This window comes from Marinomonas sp. BSi20584 (genome assembly GCF_002792415.1).
Classification (GTDB): domain Bacteria; phylum Pseudomonadota; class Gammaproteobacteria; order Pseudomonadales; family Marinomonadaceae; genus Marinomonas; species Marinomonas polaris.
In genome coordinates, this window is the sequence record NZ_KZ454872.1 from 117,188 (window position 1) to 133,295 (window position 16,108).

The 16,108-nt window shown below is 44.0% G+C and carries 11 protein-coding genes and 1 riboswitch; of the genes, 3 read left to right on the top strand and 8 right to left on the bottom strand.

The features are described 5' to 3' along the window. Window positions 1-74 precede the first annotated feature (74 nt). From TY87_RS05550 to rarD, 4 genes are all read right to left on the bottom strand, one after another. A complete protein-coding gene (locus tag TY87_RS05550; protein WP_232617075.1) occupies window positions 75-1,454 on the bottom strand; it encodes a histidine-type phosphatase in 1,380 nt (459 codons plus the stop codon). A 190-nt stretch (window positions 1,455-1,644) separates the two neighbouring features. Next, window positions 1,645-2,451, bottom strand: a complete 807-nt coding sequence (locus TY87_RS05555) for an ATP-grasp domain-containing protein (protein ID WP_072838596.1) — start codon at window positions 2,449-2,451, stop codon at window positions 1,645-1,647. Window positions 2,452-2,585: 134 nt separating this feature from the next. Further along, a complete protein-coding gene (locus TY87_RS05560) occupies window positions 2,586-3,023 on the bottom strand; it encodes a hypothetical protein (RefSeq protein ID WP_084122171.1) in 438 nt (145 codons plus the stop codon). A 183-nt stretch (window positions 3,024-3,206) separates the two neighbouring features. Beyond that, window positions 3,207-4,121: an EamA family transporter RarD gene (rarD, locus tag TY87_RS05565; protein WP_100186306.1), complete on the bottom strand. Its 915-nt coding sequence runs from the start codon at window positions 4,119-4,121 to the stop codon at window positions 3,207-3,209. A gap of 172 nt (window positions 4,122-4,293) precedes the next feature. Further along, window positions 4,294-4,475: riboswitch (FMN riboswitch) on the top strand. A gap of 120 nt (window positions 4,476-4,595) precedes the next feature. On the opposite strand from rarD, the gene TY87_RS05570 reads away from it, so the two are divergent. Beyond that, a complete protein-coding gene (locus TY87_RS05570; RefSeq protein ID WP_100186307.1) occupies window positions 4,596-5,525 on the top strand; it encodes a DMT family transporter in 930 nt (309 codons plus the stop codon). Between the two features lie 40 nt (window positions 5,526-5,565). Here the strand turns inward: TY87_RS05570 and hsdR are convergent, their stop codons facing one another. Genes hsdR through TY87_RS05590 form a run of 4 tightly spaced genes read right to left on the bottom strand, consistent with a single transcriptional unit; the run spans window position 5,566 to window position 12,297 of the window. Next, window positions 5,566-8,211 (bottom strand): EcoAI/FtnUII family type I restriction enzme subunit R, encoded by a 2,646-nt coding sequence (gene hsdR / locus TY87_RS05575; protein WP_100186308.1) that lies wholly within the window; start codon window positions 8,209-8,211, stop codon window positions 5,566-5,568. Then, window positions 8,204-9,562: an RNA-binding domain-containing protein gene (locus TY87_RS05580; RefSeq protein ID WP_100186309.1), complete on the bottom strand. Its 1,359-nt coding sequence runs from the start codon at window positions 9,560-9,562 to the stop codon at window positions 8,204-8,206. Before TY87_RS05580 ends, hsdR begins: the two co-directional genes overlap by 8 nt. Window positions 9,563-9,580: 18 nt before the next feature. Further along, entirely contained in the window at window positions 9,581-10,813 is a 1,233-nt protein-coding gene (locus TY87_RS05585) for a restriction endonuclease subunit S (RefSeq protein WP_100186310.1), read from the bottom strand. After that, window positions 10,813-12,297, bottom strand: a complete 1,485-nt coding sequence (locus tag TY87_RS05590; protein ID WP_100186383.1) for a class I SAM-dependent DNA methyltransferase — start codon at window positions 12,295-12,297, stop codon at window positions 10,813-10,815. The genes TY87_RS05585 and TY87_RS05590 overlap by 1 nt, the downstream gene beginning before the upstream one ends. Window positions 12,298-12,508: 211 nt before the next feature. On the opposite strand from TY87_RS05590, the gene TY87_RS05595 reads away from it, so the two are divergent. Together TY87_RS05595 and TY87_RS05600 are read left to right on the top strand one after the other, a co-directional pair. Next, window positions 12,509-13,717, top strand: coding sequence for an MFS transporter (locus TY87_RS05595; protein ID WP_100186311.1), 1,209 nt, complete (start codon window positions 12,509-12,511; stop codon window positions 13,715-13,717). 236 nt (window positions 13,718-13,953) lie between these two features. Then, window positions 13,954-16,104 (top strand): FAD-dependent oxidoreductase, encoded by a 2,151-nt coding sequence (locus TY87_RS05600; RefSeq protein WP_100186312.1) that lies wholly within the window; start codon window positions 13,954-13,956, stop codon window positions 16,102-16,104. Window positions 16,105-16,108: the final 4 nt, after the last annotated feature.

Consider the following 16,108-nt stretch of genomic DNA (forward strand, 5'->3'; position numbering starts at 1 on the left):
TAAAAAAACAGCCATGACATTTTTTGTGTTATGACTGTTTTTGATTATTAAGTTTGGCGTTTTCTGCCTAGTTATTATTTACCGTAGCATCGAGTTAACTCAGAGAATTGATAAAAATAACTTCCAGTAGAAATTGGCTTACAGCTGTCTTTAAAGGCAATTTCTTTTTCGTTATAGAGCATTTTCACCAATAAGCTGCCAGCTTGATTACGGTAAACATCCCACTGAATATTCGCACTGTATGGCGATACCCAGCCACCACGCCAAGGGCTAGTTTGCAAGGTATAGCCAGTGTCACGAGACACTCCAGTATCGCTGCCTTTTAATTGCATTTGTGCGGCAAATGGAATGATGGTTTCAGCATGGGCAAAGCGTATTTTTGCTGCTTTGGTATTTGTGCCGTCTTGTACGCCCTTGATCTCATTGAAAAAATCATCTTCTAGCACGGACGCCATTTTATAGGTGATATTGGTATCAGCGAAGCTAGGACCTTTTTCGTAATAATCTTCACCATCCAAAACATAAGACAGCCACTGAGATTCTTTTGGGGTGACGAACTGGGTGAAGTTCCATGGCTGTGTGCCGGCTTCATCGGCTAAGCCTGGTGCAATCAGGTAAAGGTTGAAAAGCTGTATTGCCGCTTCTACATCATTATAAACAGTTGGCTTTTTCTTACCGACTTTGACGAAAGACAATTGACCTGCTTCAAGCTGATCGACAAAGGCAGGCGAATAAACGCGTTCTAGCATTTCTCGCGCGACTTGATGTGATTTTGGCTGGTCAAATAAATGATCGACTGCCGCGCGTAGTTGAGGATTTTCCTCGACGTAGTCTTGGTAGTCTTTGTTGTTGTCTTGCTTGTGGAAGTATAACTGAGCTTTGTTTTTCACAGGCTTGCTGATGAGAGGCGTCAAATCTGGATTGACGTTTTCTAAGCCTTGAACGAATGCTAGACCACTGTCTCTTGCGCGATCTTGTCCTGAATATTCAAAAGAGATTTGTTGCTGGTTTTGCACTGCTTGGTTTAACAAACTGGCGTTGCGTTGTGCCATACGCTCACCGATTTTAATTTGCTCTTGATTGCCCAATTTAGATAAGTTGCCGTAGCCCATTTTGACGTTGGCTGCCATTAAACGCTCGATTTCAGCACCCAAGCGTTCGCCAAGAGGAGTCAGTGCGTCTTGTTCTTTGGCGGCTTGCCAGATTTTTAAACTGATGTCGTCATATTTCGGGCTAGAAAGTGCACGAGAACCGTGACGAGCGACTAACTCAGTGTAAACCAGTGTGTAGCTTGCTGGAACTGTACTGTAGTTTTCTACACTGTCTTGCGGAACATAAACGGATTTTGTTCCATAAACATAAGTATCAGAAGGATTATTTGATGTTGTGCCAACAGAACTGCAGCCAGCTAATGCCAACATGCCGATTACAGGAAGAAATGCTCTAGTATTCAAAGGAGTGCCCTTAATAGGATAATTGAACTGTGCTGTCAGTTTATCTGTATTTTGTGACGCGACGATGACGCAATTCTATTTCGAGTACTTTAGCGTATTATTTTATGAAGGTAAGATCTTTACTCAGTAGTAGTGCAAAGATCTCAAGGTATGACGGTGTAAGTACACCTTGGCATGATCAAAGGCGTTGTTAAAAACCGCTTGGTTGATCAATTAACATAGCGGTTGATAAAAAATGTTGTTCATTTAGATAACTGAGCAGTTCGGTATTCACATCTTGTTGGATAGTTGGCAGTCCTTGGTTGCCAAAAATACGGTTTATCTCAATCACATAGGGCACAGATCCAACCATAGCGATATCGAACCCTGCGTGGTTGATGTCTAGAGATTGAGCCAAATAAGTCACTAGGTCTTGAGCTTCTTTTGGAATCAATGCAACTTCCACCTGTCCGCCTTGGCTAATGTTATTGTGAAAACCATTGTCTGATTGTAGTCGCCAATAACCACTAACGATTTTGTTTCCGACCCAAATAACACGCATGTCTCTGTCTATTGGCAAGTACTCTTGCACATACAAAACATCAGTTTTAGCAACATAATCTCGCCACTGACCAATGGTTTCTATTAAAAATACACCATTGCCCATGCTGCTGCGTGGAATTTTAGCCACAAAAGGTGATGGCATTTCGTCCCAGATTTTCTCCGCTTCATAAGGTGTATTAGCAGAAATAACCGTATAAGGATGTTGTTGTGGTGCAACAGTACGAAATGTTCGTGTCATTTCGACTTTGTCGTGACCAATCATGTATGACGCAAGGCTTGGGAAAATACGTTTTTTCAGTCCGTAAACCAAAGCCGTAAGTTGCCAATATTGTGGAAATAGCAGCCAATCAGCTTCTTTGATTTCCTCCAAATGTTCGTACATCGACTCAGGTTTAATGTATTTAACCTGGGGTAAGTGGAGGGTTCTTAGCGCGTCAAACGAGATGATCTTCATTATGTATAATCAGTAGCCAAACATGCCGCGATTGTGAGGCTTGGAGGCTAAAAAAGAAACAAAAAATGCCATGATTTTAAATAACTTATGGTGCTAGATAATTCATTTTTTTGATCATTTTTGTTCTAAAAAAATTAATGTTCACGAGGCGCGTATTTTAAGAAAACACCAAGGGAAATCAGTAAGAAGCCCGAACTAGCGACAATTGCCACTGGATAATACAAATTACCCGCCATATCGAGTTGGCTGTATTTGATCACCATAATCAGACCTTCTAATGCCATCGCAACACAAACCGTGCCGATAAAACGCGGTAATGTGCGTCTCAGTAACACAATAACGTCATGTTCATTATCACTGCCGTATTCTTTGTTGATGACCATCGCCAGTTCAAATACCGCAATGGCGATGATGTTGGAATTGATAATTTTGATGATGACTTGAGTAAGGCTCTCACCGTGACGATACTCGTTTATAGCGCCGCCAAAGCTGGCAATGACTACAAAACCGGCAAGTGTGAAAAAAATAGCCGCAAAGGTTTTGGCAAAGGTCTTTTGGACATTAACATGCATAGTAAGAACCCAACTTATTTAAAGATGATCTTAACAATAGGGTTTTGTGAGTGAATAAATAGGTCGATCAATGCGTTACCGCGAAGCTTCCTTGTTGATGACGGGGAATCGTCAATCTTTACGGATTGTTCTGACGTATCTGAGTTGGCATGACTCACTATGAGTCATGCCTTGGGAGTAGAGTTATATCTCGCCATTACTATCAATAAGCTTCGCCACTTTGGTTTTACGAAGACGGCGAATTGAGTCCACAATTAGCATGGCAAGAGCAGACCAAATCAGTACAAAAGTGGTGAGTTTTTCTGGGCTGAGCGGCTCGTCGTACAAAAATACCGCTAAGATAAACATTCCCGTGGGACCTATGTATTGGAAGAACCCAAGTGTTACTAGGCTCACTCTGTTAGCTGCTGCCGCGAAGCACATGAGTGGAACCATAGTTATTGGTCCAGAAGCTAATAGTAACCAATTTACAGTGCTGCTGTTGTCAAACATATTGGTGCTTGGTGAGTCGCTGAGTATTAAATAGGCGAGAGCAAAAGGTAATAAAATCGCGGTTTCAATCGCCATACCCGTAAAGCTATCGACGGCGACTTTTTTACGTACCAAACCATAAAAGCCAAAAGTAATGGCCAGAGCCAAAGCGATCCAAGGCAATGAACCAAATTGAATGACCTCAAAAGCAACTGCGCAAAAACATAAAACAACGGCCGCTTTTCGTACCCTATCTAGTTTATCTTTAAAGAAAATCACGCCTAATAAAATACTAATAAGCGGGTTAATGTAATAACCCAAGCTGGCACTTAGTATCTTGTTGTTTTGTATAGCCCAAATAAAGATACCCCAGTTAAAGCCAATAAGTACTGTTGAAATCAGCATGGCTGATAAGGTTTTAGGCGAGCGCAGCACAGTTTTTAGCGCGCTGGTATAACGTAGCAGAATGATTAATACCAAAACGATCAGGCATGACCAAATAATACGGTGAGCGAGGATTTCCTGAGCCGGGATAAATGACATTTCCTTAAAATAGATTGGTGCAATGGCCCATAAGGTAAATGCTGTTAACGCGTATAAAATGCCGCTTTTAGAGGAAGTTTGCATTGAAGTGATCCCGTTCAATGAATTATTTTTGGATAGAGAGTGTATATGAATGCGAGACAAGTGGTCACATTTTTTATTGCATTAGAAATAGATTATTTCATTAGCATACATCTTGAGCTTATTGCCTAAGTAGGGTGATAGGTTTAAAGTTAGACAGTAAATTTTTACATTAATCGAACTTCGGGGCGGGGCGAAATTCCCCACCGGCGGTGATTTGATAAGATTGAAAAGTCTATCAACAGCCCGCGAGCGCCTTGTTTCTTAACTTAAGACATGTCTTTTAAGTAGCAAGGGTCAGCAGATCTGGTGAGACTCCAGAGCCGACGGTCATAGTCCGGATGATAGAAGATCGACCAAGTCTTAGTTACGCCTAATTTCTTTAGGCGTTTCTGTGCTGTGCTTTTTTATGTGCAGCGCTTGGTACTATTCGTTCTCATCACCCCTGTACATCTTATTATTTGGAGAAACCAAAAGATGGCAGGAACATTCTTTATCATGATCGCGTGCTTCACGTGGGCGCTTGATACCTTAATTCGTTACCCCTTGCTGGGTGCGGGTTATTCCACTCTGCAAATTGTCCTAATCGAACACCTTACCTTAGTGCTGTTTGTCGCACCTATGTTGTGGCGCTATCGCCATGTTTATCGTCATATGTCGATAGGCGGCTTTTCGTGCTTGTTTTTTATTGGCGGCATTGGTTCAGCAATGGGCACCTTGGCGTTTACCGAAGCTTTCCATTACCTGAATCCAACTGTCGTTATCTTGCTGCAAAAATTGCAGCCAATCGTAGCGATTCTGCTGGCGTATTGGTTACTAAAAGAACGCATTGAAGGGCACTTTGTTCAGTGGGCGGCGGTTATATTATTGGGCAGTTTTGTGATGATGTGGCCGGATTTACGTCAACTGGGTGACGCGCAATGGCATTATTCAAGCGACACCACGAGTATCCTAAAAGGTTATGGTTATACCTTAATTGCGGTCATCGCATGGGGCGCCGCGACGGTTTGTGGCAAGTACTTGTCTTATCAACACATGCCAGCGAACGCGATTATGTCGGGGCGTTTTGTGGCGGGTTTATTGGTGTTATTGCCGATGGCGCTAGCGCAGTCTGATACTCTAGTCGCAATGAAGTCGATTGACCTTGGCCTAGCTATTGCGATGGCCCTGCTGAGCGGTTTTATCGGCATGTGGTTCTATTACCAAGGACTTAAAACCGTGCCGGCGCAACTCGCTACCTTGGCTGAGTTGTCTTTCCCTGTCTTCGCCGCCGCCATCAACTGGCTATTCCTTGATATGGGCCTAACGGCTTATCAAATCATCGGCGGTATGATGTTAATTTTAGGTAATATTGGCTTGCGGATGAAAGAGTTAAGAAAGGCGGAATTAACGCCAGTGGCTCAGTAAGAGGTGTTTTGACTCTCTTACTGACGTGACATGCTCGTATCTATTCGTATAAATAACGCTGAAAACCAATAAAGGTGTCACGTATCGCCGCTGGGGAGCCAAACTCTGCGGCGGCGTCACTGATGGTGTTGTATTTTAGCTCGACCAAGCTGCGCATTTTCTTAGCGGCTAATTCTTGTACGCCATCTTCTATGTATTTATCTAAAATGAACTCGATAAACTCGACTTGTTTGTAGGTGAATGCCTTGGAAATACTGGGTTTCGCATTGAATACACGCTCTTTGCGAGTGTGAGTGTCTCTGGCATAAGCCACATAAGCTAATAGGTCATACACGTCACTGTCTTTGGCATCGATAATATCTTTCATGCTATCGAGTTTTTCATCGTCGTAACCTGCTTCATGCAAATCCGTTAAAAGCTTTTCACGCGTTGTCGGGTCACTCCAAATGTTACGCAATTCATCTTCATTACGGAAAAAGCGCGGTAGATCACCAAACATTTCACCGATAAATTGATAAGCCGTCAGCATATCGCCATTCGCGCCCATAAACAAAACACTTTTCATGTGCTGTATTTGACGTGTTTTACCATCTGTTAGCGTGATGACTATTTTTTCTGGTTTGCTGGGCTCATCGTCATCATCCGTCGCACAGCTGCAAGGCGTATTTCCACAGTTTTGACAAGGCCCATCTGATCCTTCGGAGCATTGGCAAGGAGATTGTTGGCACATATCACACGGCTCGTCTAGCGTATCAATTTGGCAATTACATGGGTTAAAGCCACAATCCAAACACAGACAAGTACAAGGATTAGTATGGCAAATATCGCAAGGTTCTGCGTCTATTTTGCCTTCAGGAGGCAGCGGTTCACCATCCCATTCAGGATCGGAAAAGTTATGATGCGCTTTGACAAAGTCGTAGATGGTGAAAAAGGATTTGCCATCGTACATTCGCGTACCACGACCAATAATCTGCTTAAACTCAATCATGTTTTTGCATTCACGCATCAGCACAATATTGCGCACGTTACGTGCGTCTACGCCGGTCGATAACTTGCGTGACGTCGTTAATATGGTCGGTATGGTTTTTTCGTTATCGCAGAAGGTACGCAAGTCGTTATCACCCGCTGCACCATCGTTGGCCGTAATACGCACGCAATAATTAGGGTTTGTTGTCCACTTTTTTGCACGAGCGTATTGGTTAATATAATCGCGCACTGTGCCAGCGTGTTCTTGGGTGGCACAAAATACGATGGTTTTTTCCTTCGGATTAATATGATCCATCCAATACTGCACACGCTTTTCTTCCCGTTTGGGGATGGTGATAATGCGGTTAAAATCGCTTTCTTTATAGACTCTGCCAGGTTCTGGTTCGCCTTTAAAACTGACTGCATCGCCCGGCGTGTAAACATATTCATCCATGGTGCCGACAATGGGATACACCTTAAACGGTGTTAAAAAGCCGTCATTAATGCCTTCTTTTAAGGTGTAGCTGTAAACAGGCTCGCCAAAGTATTTATAACTGTCGGCATTGTCGGTGCGCTTTGGTGTCGCGGTTAAACCCAATTGCACGGCGGGAGAAAAATAGTTAAGAATATCACGCCATGAGCTTTCATCATTGGCACCGCCGCGGTGACATTCGTCGATGATAATGAAATCAAAAAAGTCTTCTGGGTAGTGTCGGAAATTACAATCACTGGTATCGGTGAATAATGGTTGCTCGAAGTCTTCGCTTTCCAGTTCTTCTTCTGAGTCTACATTCCCGTTACTGGCTGCATTCGTTGCTGAATCAGTCATCAGGGTTTGGAAAATCGCCATAAAGATACTGGCATTTTTAGGGACGCCTTTGGCTTTTTTTATTTCACTCGGCGTAATCCTTACCACCGCGTCTTCACCAAAAGCACCAAAGTCATTGAAGGCTTGTTTGGTTAAGACATTTCGATCGGCAAGAAATAAAATACGTGGACGCTTTTTAGCCTTACTTGGATTCTTTGCTGCCTGCAAACTCCAGCGGCTATGAAATAGCTTCCAGGTGATTTGAAACGCAATACAGGTTTTCCCTGTGCCTGTGGCGAGAGTCAGTAAAATACGATCTTTGCCTTGGGCAATGGCCTCTAAAGCTTGGTTGATGGCATTTTCTTGATAATAGCGCGGTTGCCAATCGCCTTTCTTTTCAAAAGGGATTTGGGAGAAACGCTCGCGCCATGTGCTGGTAAACTTAGGTTCTGCTACGCCGTTATTATTGCCACCACTGAAGGCCGCCGCCCACATTTCCTCAGGGCTTAAATAACGGTCTACTTGCTTCTCTTCGCCCGTTACCATGTCTATTTGGTAAATTTCATGGCCGTTGGTGGCATAAGCAAAACGACACTGTAAACGCTGAGCGTAGTCTTTTGCTTGGCGAACGCCTTCGGTGTAACTTAGGTTTTCTCGTTTCGCCTCAACCGCGGCTAATTTACGACCTTTAAACTCTAATACATAGTCGCACTTTAGGTTTGCAGCACGTTTACCGCCCCCTAAAATACGGCCAGCGGTGATCTCTACTTCACGACGAATGACACTCAGGTCACTAGCTGTCGGATCAATAACATTAGGATCACTAGCATTAGGGTTAATAACGCCCCAGCCGTCTAAGGCCAATTTAGGCGAGATTAACTCAGCACGGGTTTCAGATTCGTTTCTAGTCATGATTATCGTCCGTTGGTTTGACCGTGACATAACGCTGTTTAGGGCTTCTGGGTTTGTCTGGAAGGGTCATTTCTAGTTGCCCCGAATCGAGCAATGGTATTAACAGACTATCCCTAAAATGCTCTCGGTGGCTGACCTCTAAATGCGCCATCATTTCTTTTGTCGTTCTTGGTTCTACGCAATAGAGTAATAGTGTTTCAGCTTGTCCGGTAGCTTGTCCGGTAGCTTGTCCATTCATCGCTAGCGTTTGGCTAAAGGGCAAAACTAAACGAGTAAAGTTGTCGGTGAAGTAAAAGGCGTCTTTGCTGTAGCTTTGTAATATACGCGGTATGCCAGAGCCTAATTGCTCTACTAAATCCACGTCTCTGAACACCCGCATGAGTTCTTTGTTTTGCGGTACCGAATAGCCCATAAAGAATTCATCTTGGCTAAAGCCTTGTGGCAAACTGCCTGCGGAGGTGATTTCTAAACGATCCGCAAACAGCTCAAATTTAGGCGGTACATCGCGGCTGTAGGCATTATGGATAATCGCATTAATCACAGCTTCACGAAGCGCAATTGGGTTTAACAGCTTGGTTTCGTTACGGGTGCTATCGGTAATGGTGGCGAGGGTTTTGTTTTCTACCTTGAGTTTTTCTAGCACGGCTTTGGTCGCTTTGATCAAACAGCAATAACCGTATTCTTCGTTTTCGATTAGATTAATCCGATCCAGCCCTGAGTATTTCGCCACCTTGATCGACATGCCATTGTCGTCGGCCAATAAATAAGCCGCGTAGTTAAAATCGCCTTCCGTGGTTAATAGCTCTAAGTTGCGGGCAAATTGCTCGTTAAGAGGCAAATCGCGCTCTTGGTAATAGATTTTAAGCTGTTCAAAGTGTAGGTCTTGATTGCGTGAACGCATATTGCCAATCGAATTACGTGTGCGGGTGGCAAATAAGGTTTCGATCATGCGTTGCGGCATCGGCTCCGCTGCCGAGCCAATACGAATAAAACACCCTTTGGGTGACATACCTGCTTTGCGTAAGTAGTAAGGCTGTTCTGAACCGCGGGCGACGACGATTTTGATAATGCTTTTTTCTTGATAGCGTTCGGTCAATACATCGAACAAGCCCATTGTCGAAGGGCTGATATTTTGTTTAATGCGGTCTTTAATTTGTAATTGCAGTTGGTCTAGCTTGTTTAAATTCAGCCCTTGACCATCGTCGTCAATGCCAATGTAAATCAAGCCGCCGTCGTGGGCGTTTAAAAACGCCACCACTTCTTTTTCTAGTCCGTCCGTCAACTGGCGTTTAAATTCCACTCGCTGACCTTCGACTAAAGGCGGTTGATTTACATTGATGGTGTTCAGCATTAGATCGTCCTTATCTAGTTACTCGATTGTGTTGGTTAACTCACCGCTAAAGGCTTTTTGTAAAATGGATTTCTTGAGCTCGTCTATGGCGTTTAGTTTTTTCTGATAAATAGCTTTTAATTTAGTCACTTCATTTCTGAGATTATTCATGGTTGAAACAAGTATCTTTTGTTGCTCAATATTTGGCTTATTAAAACTAAACGACTGAATTTGCTTACCACTAATATGTGGAACTCCAAGTCCTGTTTGAATTGATAAAACGTAAGATTCAAACAGTTTACTGCCTACTAAATGATATAGATAATCTGAATTTAGAGAATCTAGAACTCGTAGTCGAGCAACCCGTTGGACTAATAAAGCCGGAAGGTCTTCTGAAGTTATTTTAGAAAACTTCATACCTGCTTTGACCCAAGTTCGGTCCATTGCTATTACGATATCATCAACCTCAAGTTGATACTTTTCATAATCGGAAACAGTATCGTTTGACCATCGTTTAACATCATCCCAGCGTAACTTCCCTTGGACGATATTATCTCCACGAATGAGAGGAGTGCTATCGGAATGAGTCACATATTCTTTGCTTTTAAATGCAAAGCCGGTTAAGAGATCAATCTCAGCACCTAAAGTTGTTTCAATCCACCCTTCACCTTTTTGACTGAAGATCTGTTGTAGATAGCTATCAAATAACTCGCGGGCGTTTTTTAAGTTTTGTTCGGTTTTGACACGAGTTTGTTCTAAGTCGGCAAGCGCAGTGTCGAGGATTGACACGATACGTTTTTGTTCGGAGATTGGGGGGAAAGAAATCGAAAAAAGTTTTATTTCTCGTTGGTATAAATGTGGAGTAGTTGCCCCTTCAATCCGTTCTTGAACAATGCGTTGGAATGATGGGCTGCATAGTTTGTAGTACAAAAACTTGGGCTCAATACTTTTTAATGCTCTTATTAGTAGTAGAGAAGAGTTAATTGTTGTTGGCCCAGGGATTTCTTTTATAATCCCAACTTTTCCTATTCCTGCACCATCCTTACAAATCAAAATATCATTTGGTTTGATCATGATTTCTGGACTTTCTTTATATCGTTTATCACTGATATGGAATGCATCTCGGAAATCTACAAAATCACCATAATTCAAAGAATGAACGGATAAAAAATAAGGCCCCGACTCAGTATATTCCTTAGCTGTCAGTCCTTTCCACCCAATGCGGCCAGCTGTATATGCAACTTCAGAAAGGTTTTTTGTTTTCCAATCCATCACAACAACTCCTGAATTTTGGCTAAAATCGCTTCGGATTCTTTATCCAGTGCGATGATGTCTTCAATGATGGCTTTCGGTTCACGCAGTGGTGCAGTTTCGGCGATGTTGGGGTTTTTCACCGATAAATCATAAGTGGTTTGGTCTATGTCGCTGATGGCGAGTGACCACGATTGAGCCGTTTCACCTTTCGCTTTATCGCTCGCGGCTGTTTTTTGCAACTCAACAAACTCTTTTAAATCATTGTCGTTTAGTGGGTTGGTTTTGCCCATGTTGCGGCCAACGTTGAGTTCATAAAACCAAGTGTTTAAGGTGGGTTCGCCTTTGGTGAAAAACAGTACCACGGTTTTCACACCAGCACCGATAAAGGTACCGCCGGGGCAGTCGAGTATGGTGTGTAAGTTACAGTTTTCCAGTAGCTCTTTACGCAGTTTGATAGCGGCGTTGTCGGTGTTGCTTAAAAAGGTGTTTTTGATGACGACCGCTGCACGGCCACCCGGTTTGAGCATTTTAATAAAGTGCTGCAAAAACAAGAAGGCGGTTTCGCCAGTTTGGATCGGGAAGTTCTCTTGTACTTCTTTGCGTTCTTTGCCACCAAAGGGAGGGTTGGCCAATATAATGTCGTGCTGGTTGCTTGGCTGAATGTCTATGAGGTTTTCAGACAAGGTGTTGGTGTGTAACACGTTAGGCGCTTCGATGCCGTGCAATATCATGTTCATGATGGCAATCACGTAGGCCAGTGACTTTTTCTCTTTGGCATAAAAAGTACGAGTTTGCAGGATGTCTAAATCGCTGGTGCTTAACGGTTTCTTCTCTCGGCCACCTTGACGAAGGTAATCAAAGGCTTCACATAAAAATCCAGCCGAACCGGCCGCGCCGTCGTATATGGTTTCGCCAATTTTTGGTTGCATCACATCGATCATGGCGCGAATTAACGGACGCGGCGTATAGTATTCACCACCGTTACGGCCTGCGTTGCCCATGTTTTTGATTTTGGCTTCGTACAAATGGCTCAGTTCGTGTTTTTCATCTTGTGAGCGAAAGCGTAATTGATCGACTTTTTCCAGCGCGTCACGCAGTGAATAACCACTTTGAATTTTGTTTTTGATTTCACTAAAGATTTCGCCAATTTTGTATTGAATGGTGTTGGCGTTGTCGGCGCGTTGTTTGAAGCTTTTTAGGTAAGGGAACAGTTCGCCGTCGACGAAGTCCATTAAATCGTCACCAGTTAAAGCATTGTTGTGGTCAAACTTGCCTTCGGCGTCTTTTGGCGCCGCCCATGCGCTCCAACGATAAGGTTCGTCGATGATGAATTGGTAAGTTTCCATCATCATTTCGGCTTCTTGGGATCTGGTAAATTCAAGATCGTCGAGGTATTTTAAAAACAGCATCCATGATGATTGTTCGGTGTAATCTAGCTCGGATGAGCAGCCTGCGTCTTTGTGGAAGATGTCGTCGATGTTTTTAAATACTTGTTCAAACATTAATGTCCCTAGTGAGCGTTCGCTCTTTTTCTCAATAATGGCGAGATTGTACTTTAGTAGATATAAGTTTTCCTTTTTTAATTCCGCAAATACCTGCCCATCTTTGGTGCTTTTTGCTTTAGAATAGCGGCCATAATTTGTCCGTAAGGTCAGCTTTAAGTGCATCTTTCATTAGTGGGTGGCTTAATTATCATTCTAATAAGGAAGCGAGATGCCAAACTCCTCTTTTAAGTCATCAATCACTGAGCCTAAAACCCAGTGGTTGAACGTTATTTTGCTTTGGGTGGCGGGTATTGCCGCTGCGATGCAGTTTGCGAAGTTCTCGGTGTCTTTCGATGATTTACTTGCGCATTATCAAGCTGGTGCAACGTCAACTGGTGCGGCATTGTCTGCGGTTGGCATTGCTGGGTTGGTGTTCGGTGTGTCGGCGGGCATGATCGCGAGTCGTGTCGGTTATTTGAAGGTGTTGGTTGGCGCTTTGTTGTTGGGCGGTGGCTTATCGCTGGTTCAGTCAACTTTGCCGCCTTTTAATCTGTTATTCATAACTCGAATGCTGGAAGGTTTTTCTCAATTAGGTGTTGTTGTCGCGGCACCAACTTTGATAGCCAAGCTGAGTGCGCCGCAGCATAAATCTTTGACTATGGGCATTTGGGGTACCTTCTTTGGTGTCGCGTTTGCTTTGTGTGGTTGGGCTGGTAAGAACATTTTAGATCAATATGGCTTGCAGACGTTATTTTTAAGCCATGGCGTTTTTATCATGACAATCGGTGTGGTGTTGTTCTTCAAGCTAAGAAAAAATCCAGTGCTGGACTTGGTACCAGTGACGGAAATTCAGGATGGCTTCTTTAAGCAGATGATAAAAATTTATCGCAATCCTCGCGCTTTATTGCCAAGCTGTGTGTTTTTGTTTTATACCTGCACTTTGGTGTCTGTGTTGACCTATATTCCCGGGTTGATTGGCGATTCGTCATTGCAGAAGTTGATGTTGGTTGTGTTGCCGTTAATCAGTACCAGCGGTACTTTTTTGGCAGGCGCCATTGCGCAATATCTGATGCGGCCGCAGCGTGTTGCATTGATGGCGTATTTTGGCGTGGCAACTAGCGTGATTGTGTTGTCATTCATCAGTGGTTCTGCTGAACTCTTCTGTGTTGTGGTTGGTGTGATGGTGCTGTTTCTTGGCATGGTGCCGGGTTCTGCGTTGGCTATGATTCCAACGCTTGCTCGTAACCCAAGTGAACAAGCGCAAGGTTATGGCTTACTTGCTCAGTTTGGTAATATTGGCGCAACTGTTGGGCCACCGACGTTTGCAACGGCAATCGCGGTTTATGGTCTTTCTGGCTTGGTCGTATTGATCTTGTGTATTTGCTGTTTTGGCGTGTTGTTTAGCCTGTGGGCTGGTCGTATTAAAGCCGTCGTTTAGTTCGATTCCTTACCTTTCTCGGCAACGCTTTTTCGTAAGCGTTGCCGTCTTTAGCTGCTATGCCGTGCAGCTTTTCTGCTTTTGCTTTACTCTCTTATTTATACACTTTTGGGTTTATTTTAGAAAATACGCCAAGATGCTGTAATAATTTACACTGGAGTCGAGTCTAATCTTTATATATCGATTCTTGTCTTGGCTTTCACCGTGAGTTGAAAGGCTCTTTTGGAGTTCTACTAATGAAAAAAATTGCATTGCTGGTATTGATTGCAGCATTGGCCACGGGCTTTTTCTATTTCGATTTGAATCAGTTATTAACACTAGACGGTTTGAAATCTGGTCTTACGCAGTTTGATGCTTGGCGCGACGAAAGCCCGTTATTGGTTGGTGGGGCGTTTTTGTTGTTGTACGTTATCGTTACCGCTTTGTCTTTGCCCGGTGCGGTGATTATGACCTTGGCGGCAGGCGCGTTATTTGGCTTGTTGTGGGGAACCGTGATCGTGTCTTTTGCTAGCAGCATTGGTGCGACGTTGGCGTTCTTGGTGTCACGTTATTTACTGCAAGACATGGTGCAGTCGCGTTTTGGAGGACGTTTAAAAGCCTTCAACGAAGGCATTGCCAGAGATGGCGCCTTTTATTTATTCACCCTTCGTCTTGTGCCGATCTTTCCTTTTTTCTTGATTAACTTGCTGATGGGTTTGACCGCGATTCGTGCTTTCACCTTTTACTGGGTGAGCCAAGTTGGCATGTTCGTCGGTACTTTGGTTTACGTGAATGCTGGCACGCAATTGGGTCAGTTAGAGAGTTTGTCGGGCATTTTGTCGCCTTCGTTATTATTGTCTTTTGTGTTGTTGGGAGTGTTTCCTCTTATCGCGAAAAAAATAGTCGATGTAGTGAAAGCGCGTCGCGTTTATGCTGGATTTACCAAGCCAAAATCCTTTGATCGTAATTTGATTGTTATCGGAGCAGGTGCTGGTGGCTTAGTAAGTGCTTACATTGCGGCAACAGTTAAAGCCAAAGTCACCTTGATTGAAGCTAACAAAATGGGCGGTGACTGCTTAAATTATGGCTGTATTCCGAGTAAAGCATTAATCAAAAGCGCGAAAGTAGCCCATCAAATGCGCCATGCTGAAAACTATGGATTGAACAGCAGCGAACCGACGTTTTCGTTCAAAAAAGTCATGCAACGTATTCACGATGTGATCGCAAAAATTGAACCTCATGACAGTGTTGAGCGTTACAGCAAAATGGGTGTCGATGTGGTGCAAGGTTATGCCAAATTGATCGACCCTTGGACGGTGGAAATTCAATTAAATGAAGGCGGAACGAAACGCTTAACGGCGCGCAGTATTGTATTGGCAACTGGCGCTCGCCCTTTTGTGCCAGATTTGCCCGGCCTAGAAGACGTGGGTTATTACACCAGCGATACCATGTGGGAAGCCTTTGCTAAATTCGATGAGCCGCCGAAGCGCCTTGTTGTGTTAGGCGGCGGTCCTATTGGCAGTGAGCTGGCACAAAGTTTTGCTCGCTTGGGGTCGACAGTGACGCAAGTTGAGCGCTCGGCTCGCATCATGGGAAGAGAAGACGAAGAAGTCTCTGCTTTAGCGCAAGAAAGCTTAATCCAAGATGGCGTGATTATGCTGACTTCGCACAGTGCCGTGCGCTGTGAAAAAGAAGGTGAAGCAAAGCGTTTGATTGTTGAGCACGAAGGACAGGAGTCGGTGGTTGAATTTGATGCGCTGATTTGTGCGGTTGGCCGCGAAGCGCGTCTTGAAGGTTATGGCTTGGAAAACCTTGGCATTGAAACCAAAGGCACCATCGTTACCAATGATTACCTTGAAACACTTTATCCGAATATTTTTGCCGCAGGCGATGTGGCTGGGCCTTATCAATTTACTCACGTAGCGGCTCATCAAGCTTGGTACGCCGCGGTGAATGCTTTGTTTGGTACTTTTAAAAAATTCCGTGTGGATTATCGAGTGATTCCTTGGACGACTTTTGTTGATCCTGAAGTGGCGCGAGTCGGTTTAAGTGAGCAAGATGCCAAAGACAAGGGCATTGCCTATGAAATGGTGCGTTACGAACTGGATGATCTGGATCGTGCCATTGCAGACAGCGCCGCAAAAGGTTTTGTGAAAGTACTGACAGTGCCGGGCAAGGATAAGATTATAGGCGTGACGATTGTTGGCGAGCACGCAGGTGATCTACTAGCAGAATTTGTGTTGGCGATGAAACATGGTATTGGCCTGAATAAAGTCCTCGGCACGATTCACACTTATCCAACTTGGGCAGAAGCCAATAAATACGCGGCAGGCGAGTGGAAACGTGCGCACGCGCCACAGCGCATTTTGAATTGGCTGGAAAAATACCATACCTTGCGTCGAGGTTAATTCG

Coding starts and splice junctions, on each gene's coding strand:
- TY87_RS05555 (WP_072838596.1), bottom strand. CDS start 2,451: ATGAAGATCATCTCGTTTGACGCGCTAAGAACCCTCCACTTACCCCAG.
- TY87_RS05560 (WP_084122171.1), bottom strand. CDS start 3,023: ATGCATGTTAATGTCCAAAAGACCTTTGCCAAAACCTTTGCGGCTATT.
- rarD (WP_100186306.1), bottom strand. CDS start 4,121: ATGCAAACTTCCTCTAAAAGCGGCATTTTATACGCGTTAACAGCATTT.
- TY87_RS05570 (WP_100186307.1), top strand. CDS start 4,596: ATGGCAGGAACATTCTTTATCATGATCGCGTGCTTCACGTGGGCGCTT.
- hsdR (WP_100186308.1), bottom strand. CDS start 8,211: ATGACTAGAAACGAATCTGAAACCCGTGCTGAGTTAATCTCGCCTAAA.
- TY87_RS05580 (WP_100186309.1), bottom strand. CDS start 9,562: ATGCTGAACACCATCAATGTAAATCAACCGCCTTTAGTCGAAGGTCAG.
- TY87_RS05585 (WP_100186310.1), bottom strand. CDS start 10,813: ATGGATTGGAAAACAAAAAACCTTTCTGAAGTTGCATATACAGCTGGC.
- TY87_RS05590 (WP_100186383.1), bottom strand. CDS start 12,297: ATGTTTGAACAAGTATTTAAAAACATCGACGACATCTTCCACAAAGAC.
- TY87_RS05595 (WP_100186311.1), top strand. CDS start 12,509: ATGCCAAACTCCTCTTTTAAGTCATCAATCACTGAGCCTAAAACCCAG.
- TY87_RS05600 (WP_100186312.1), top strand. CDS start 13,954: ATGAAAAAAATTGCATTGCTGGTATTGATTGCAGCATTGGCCACGGGC.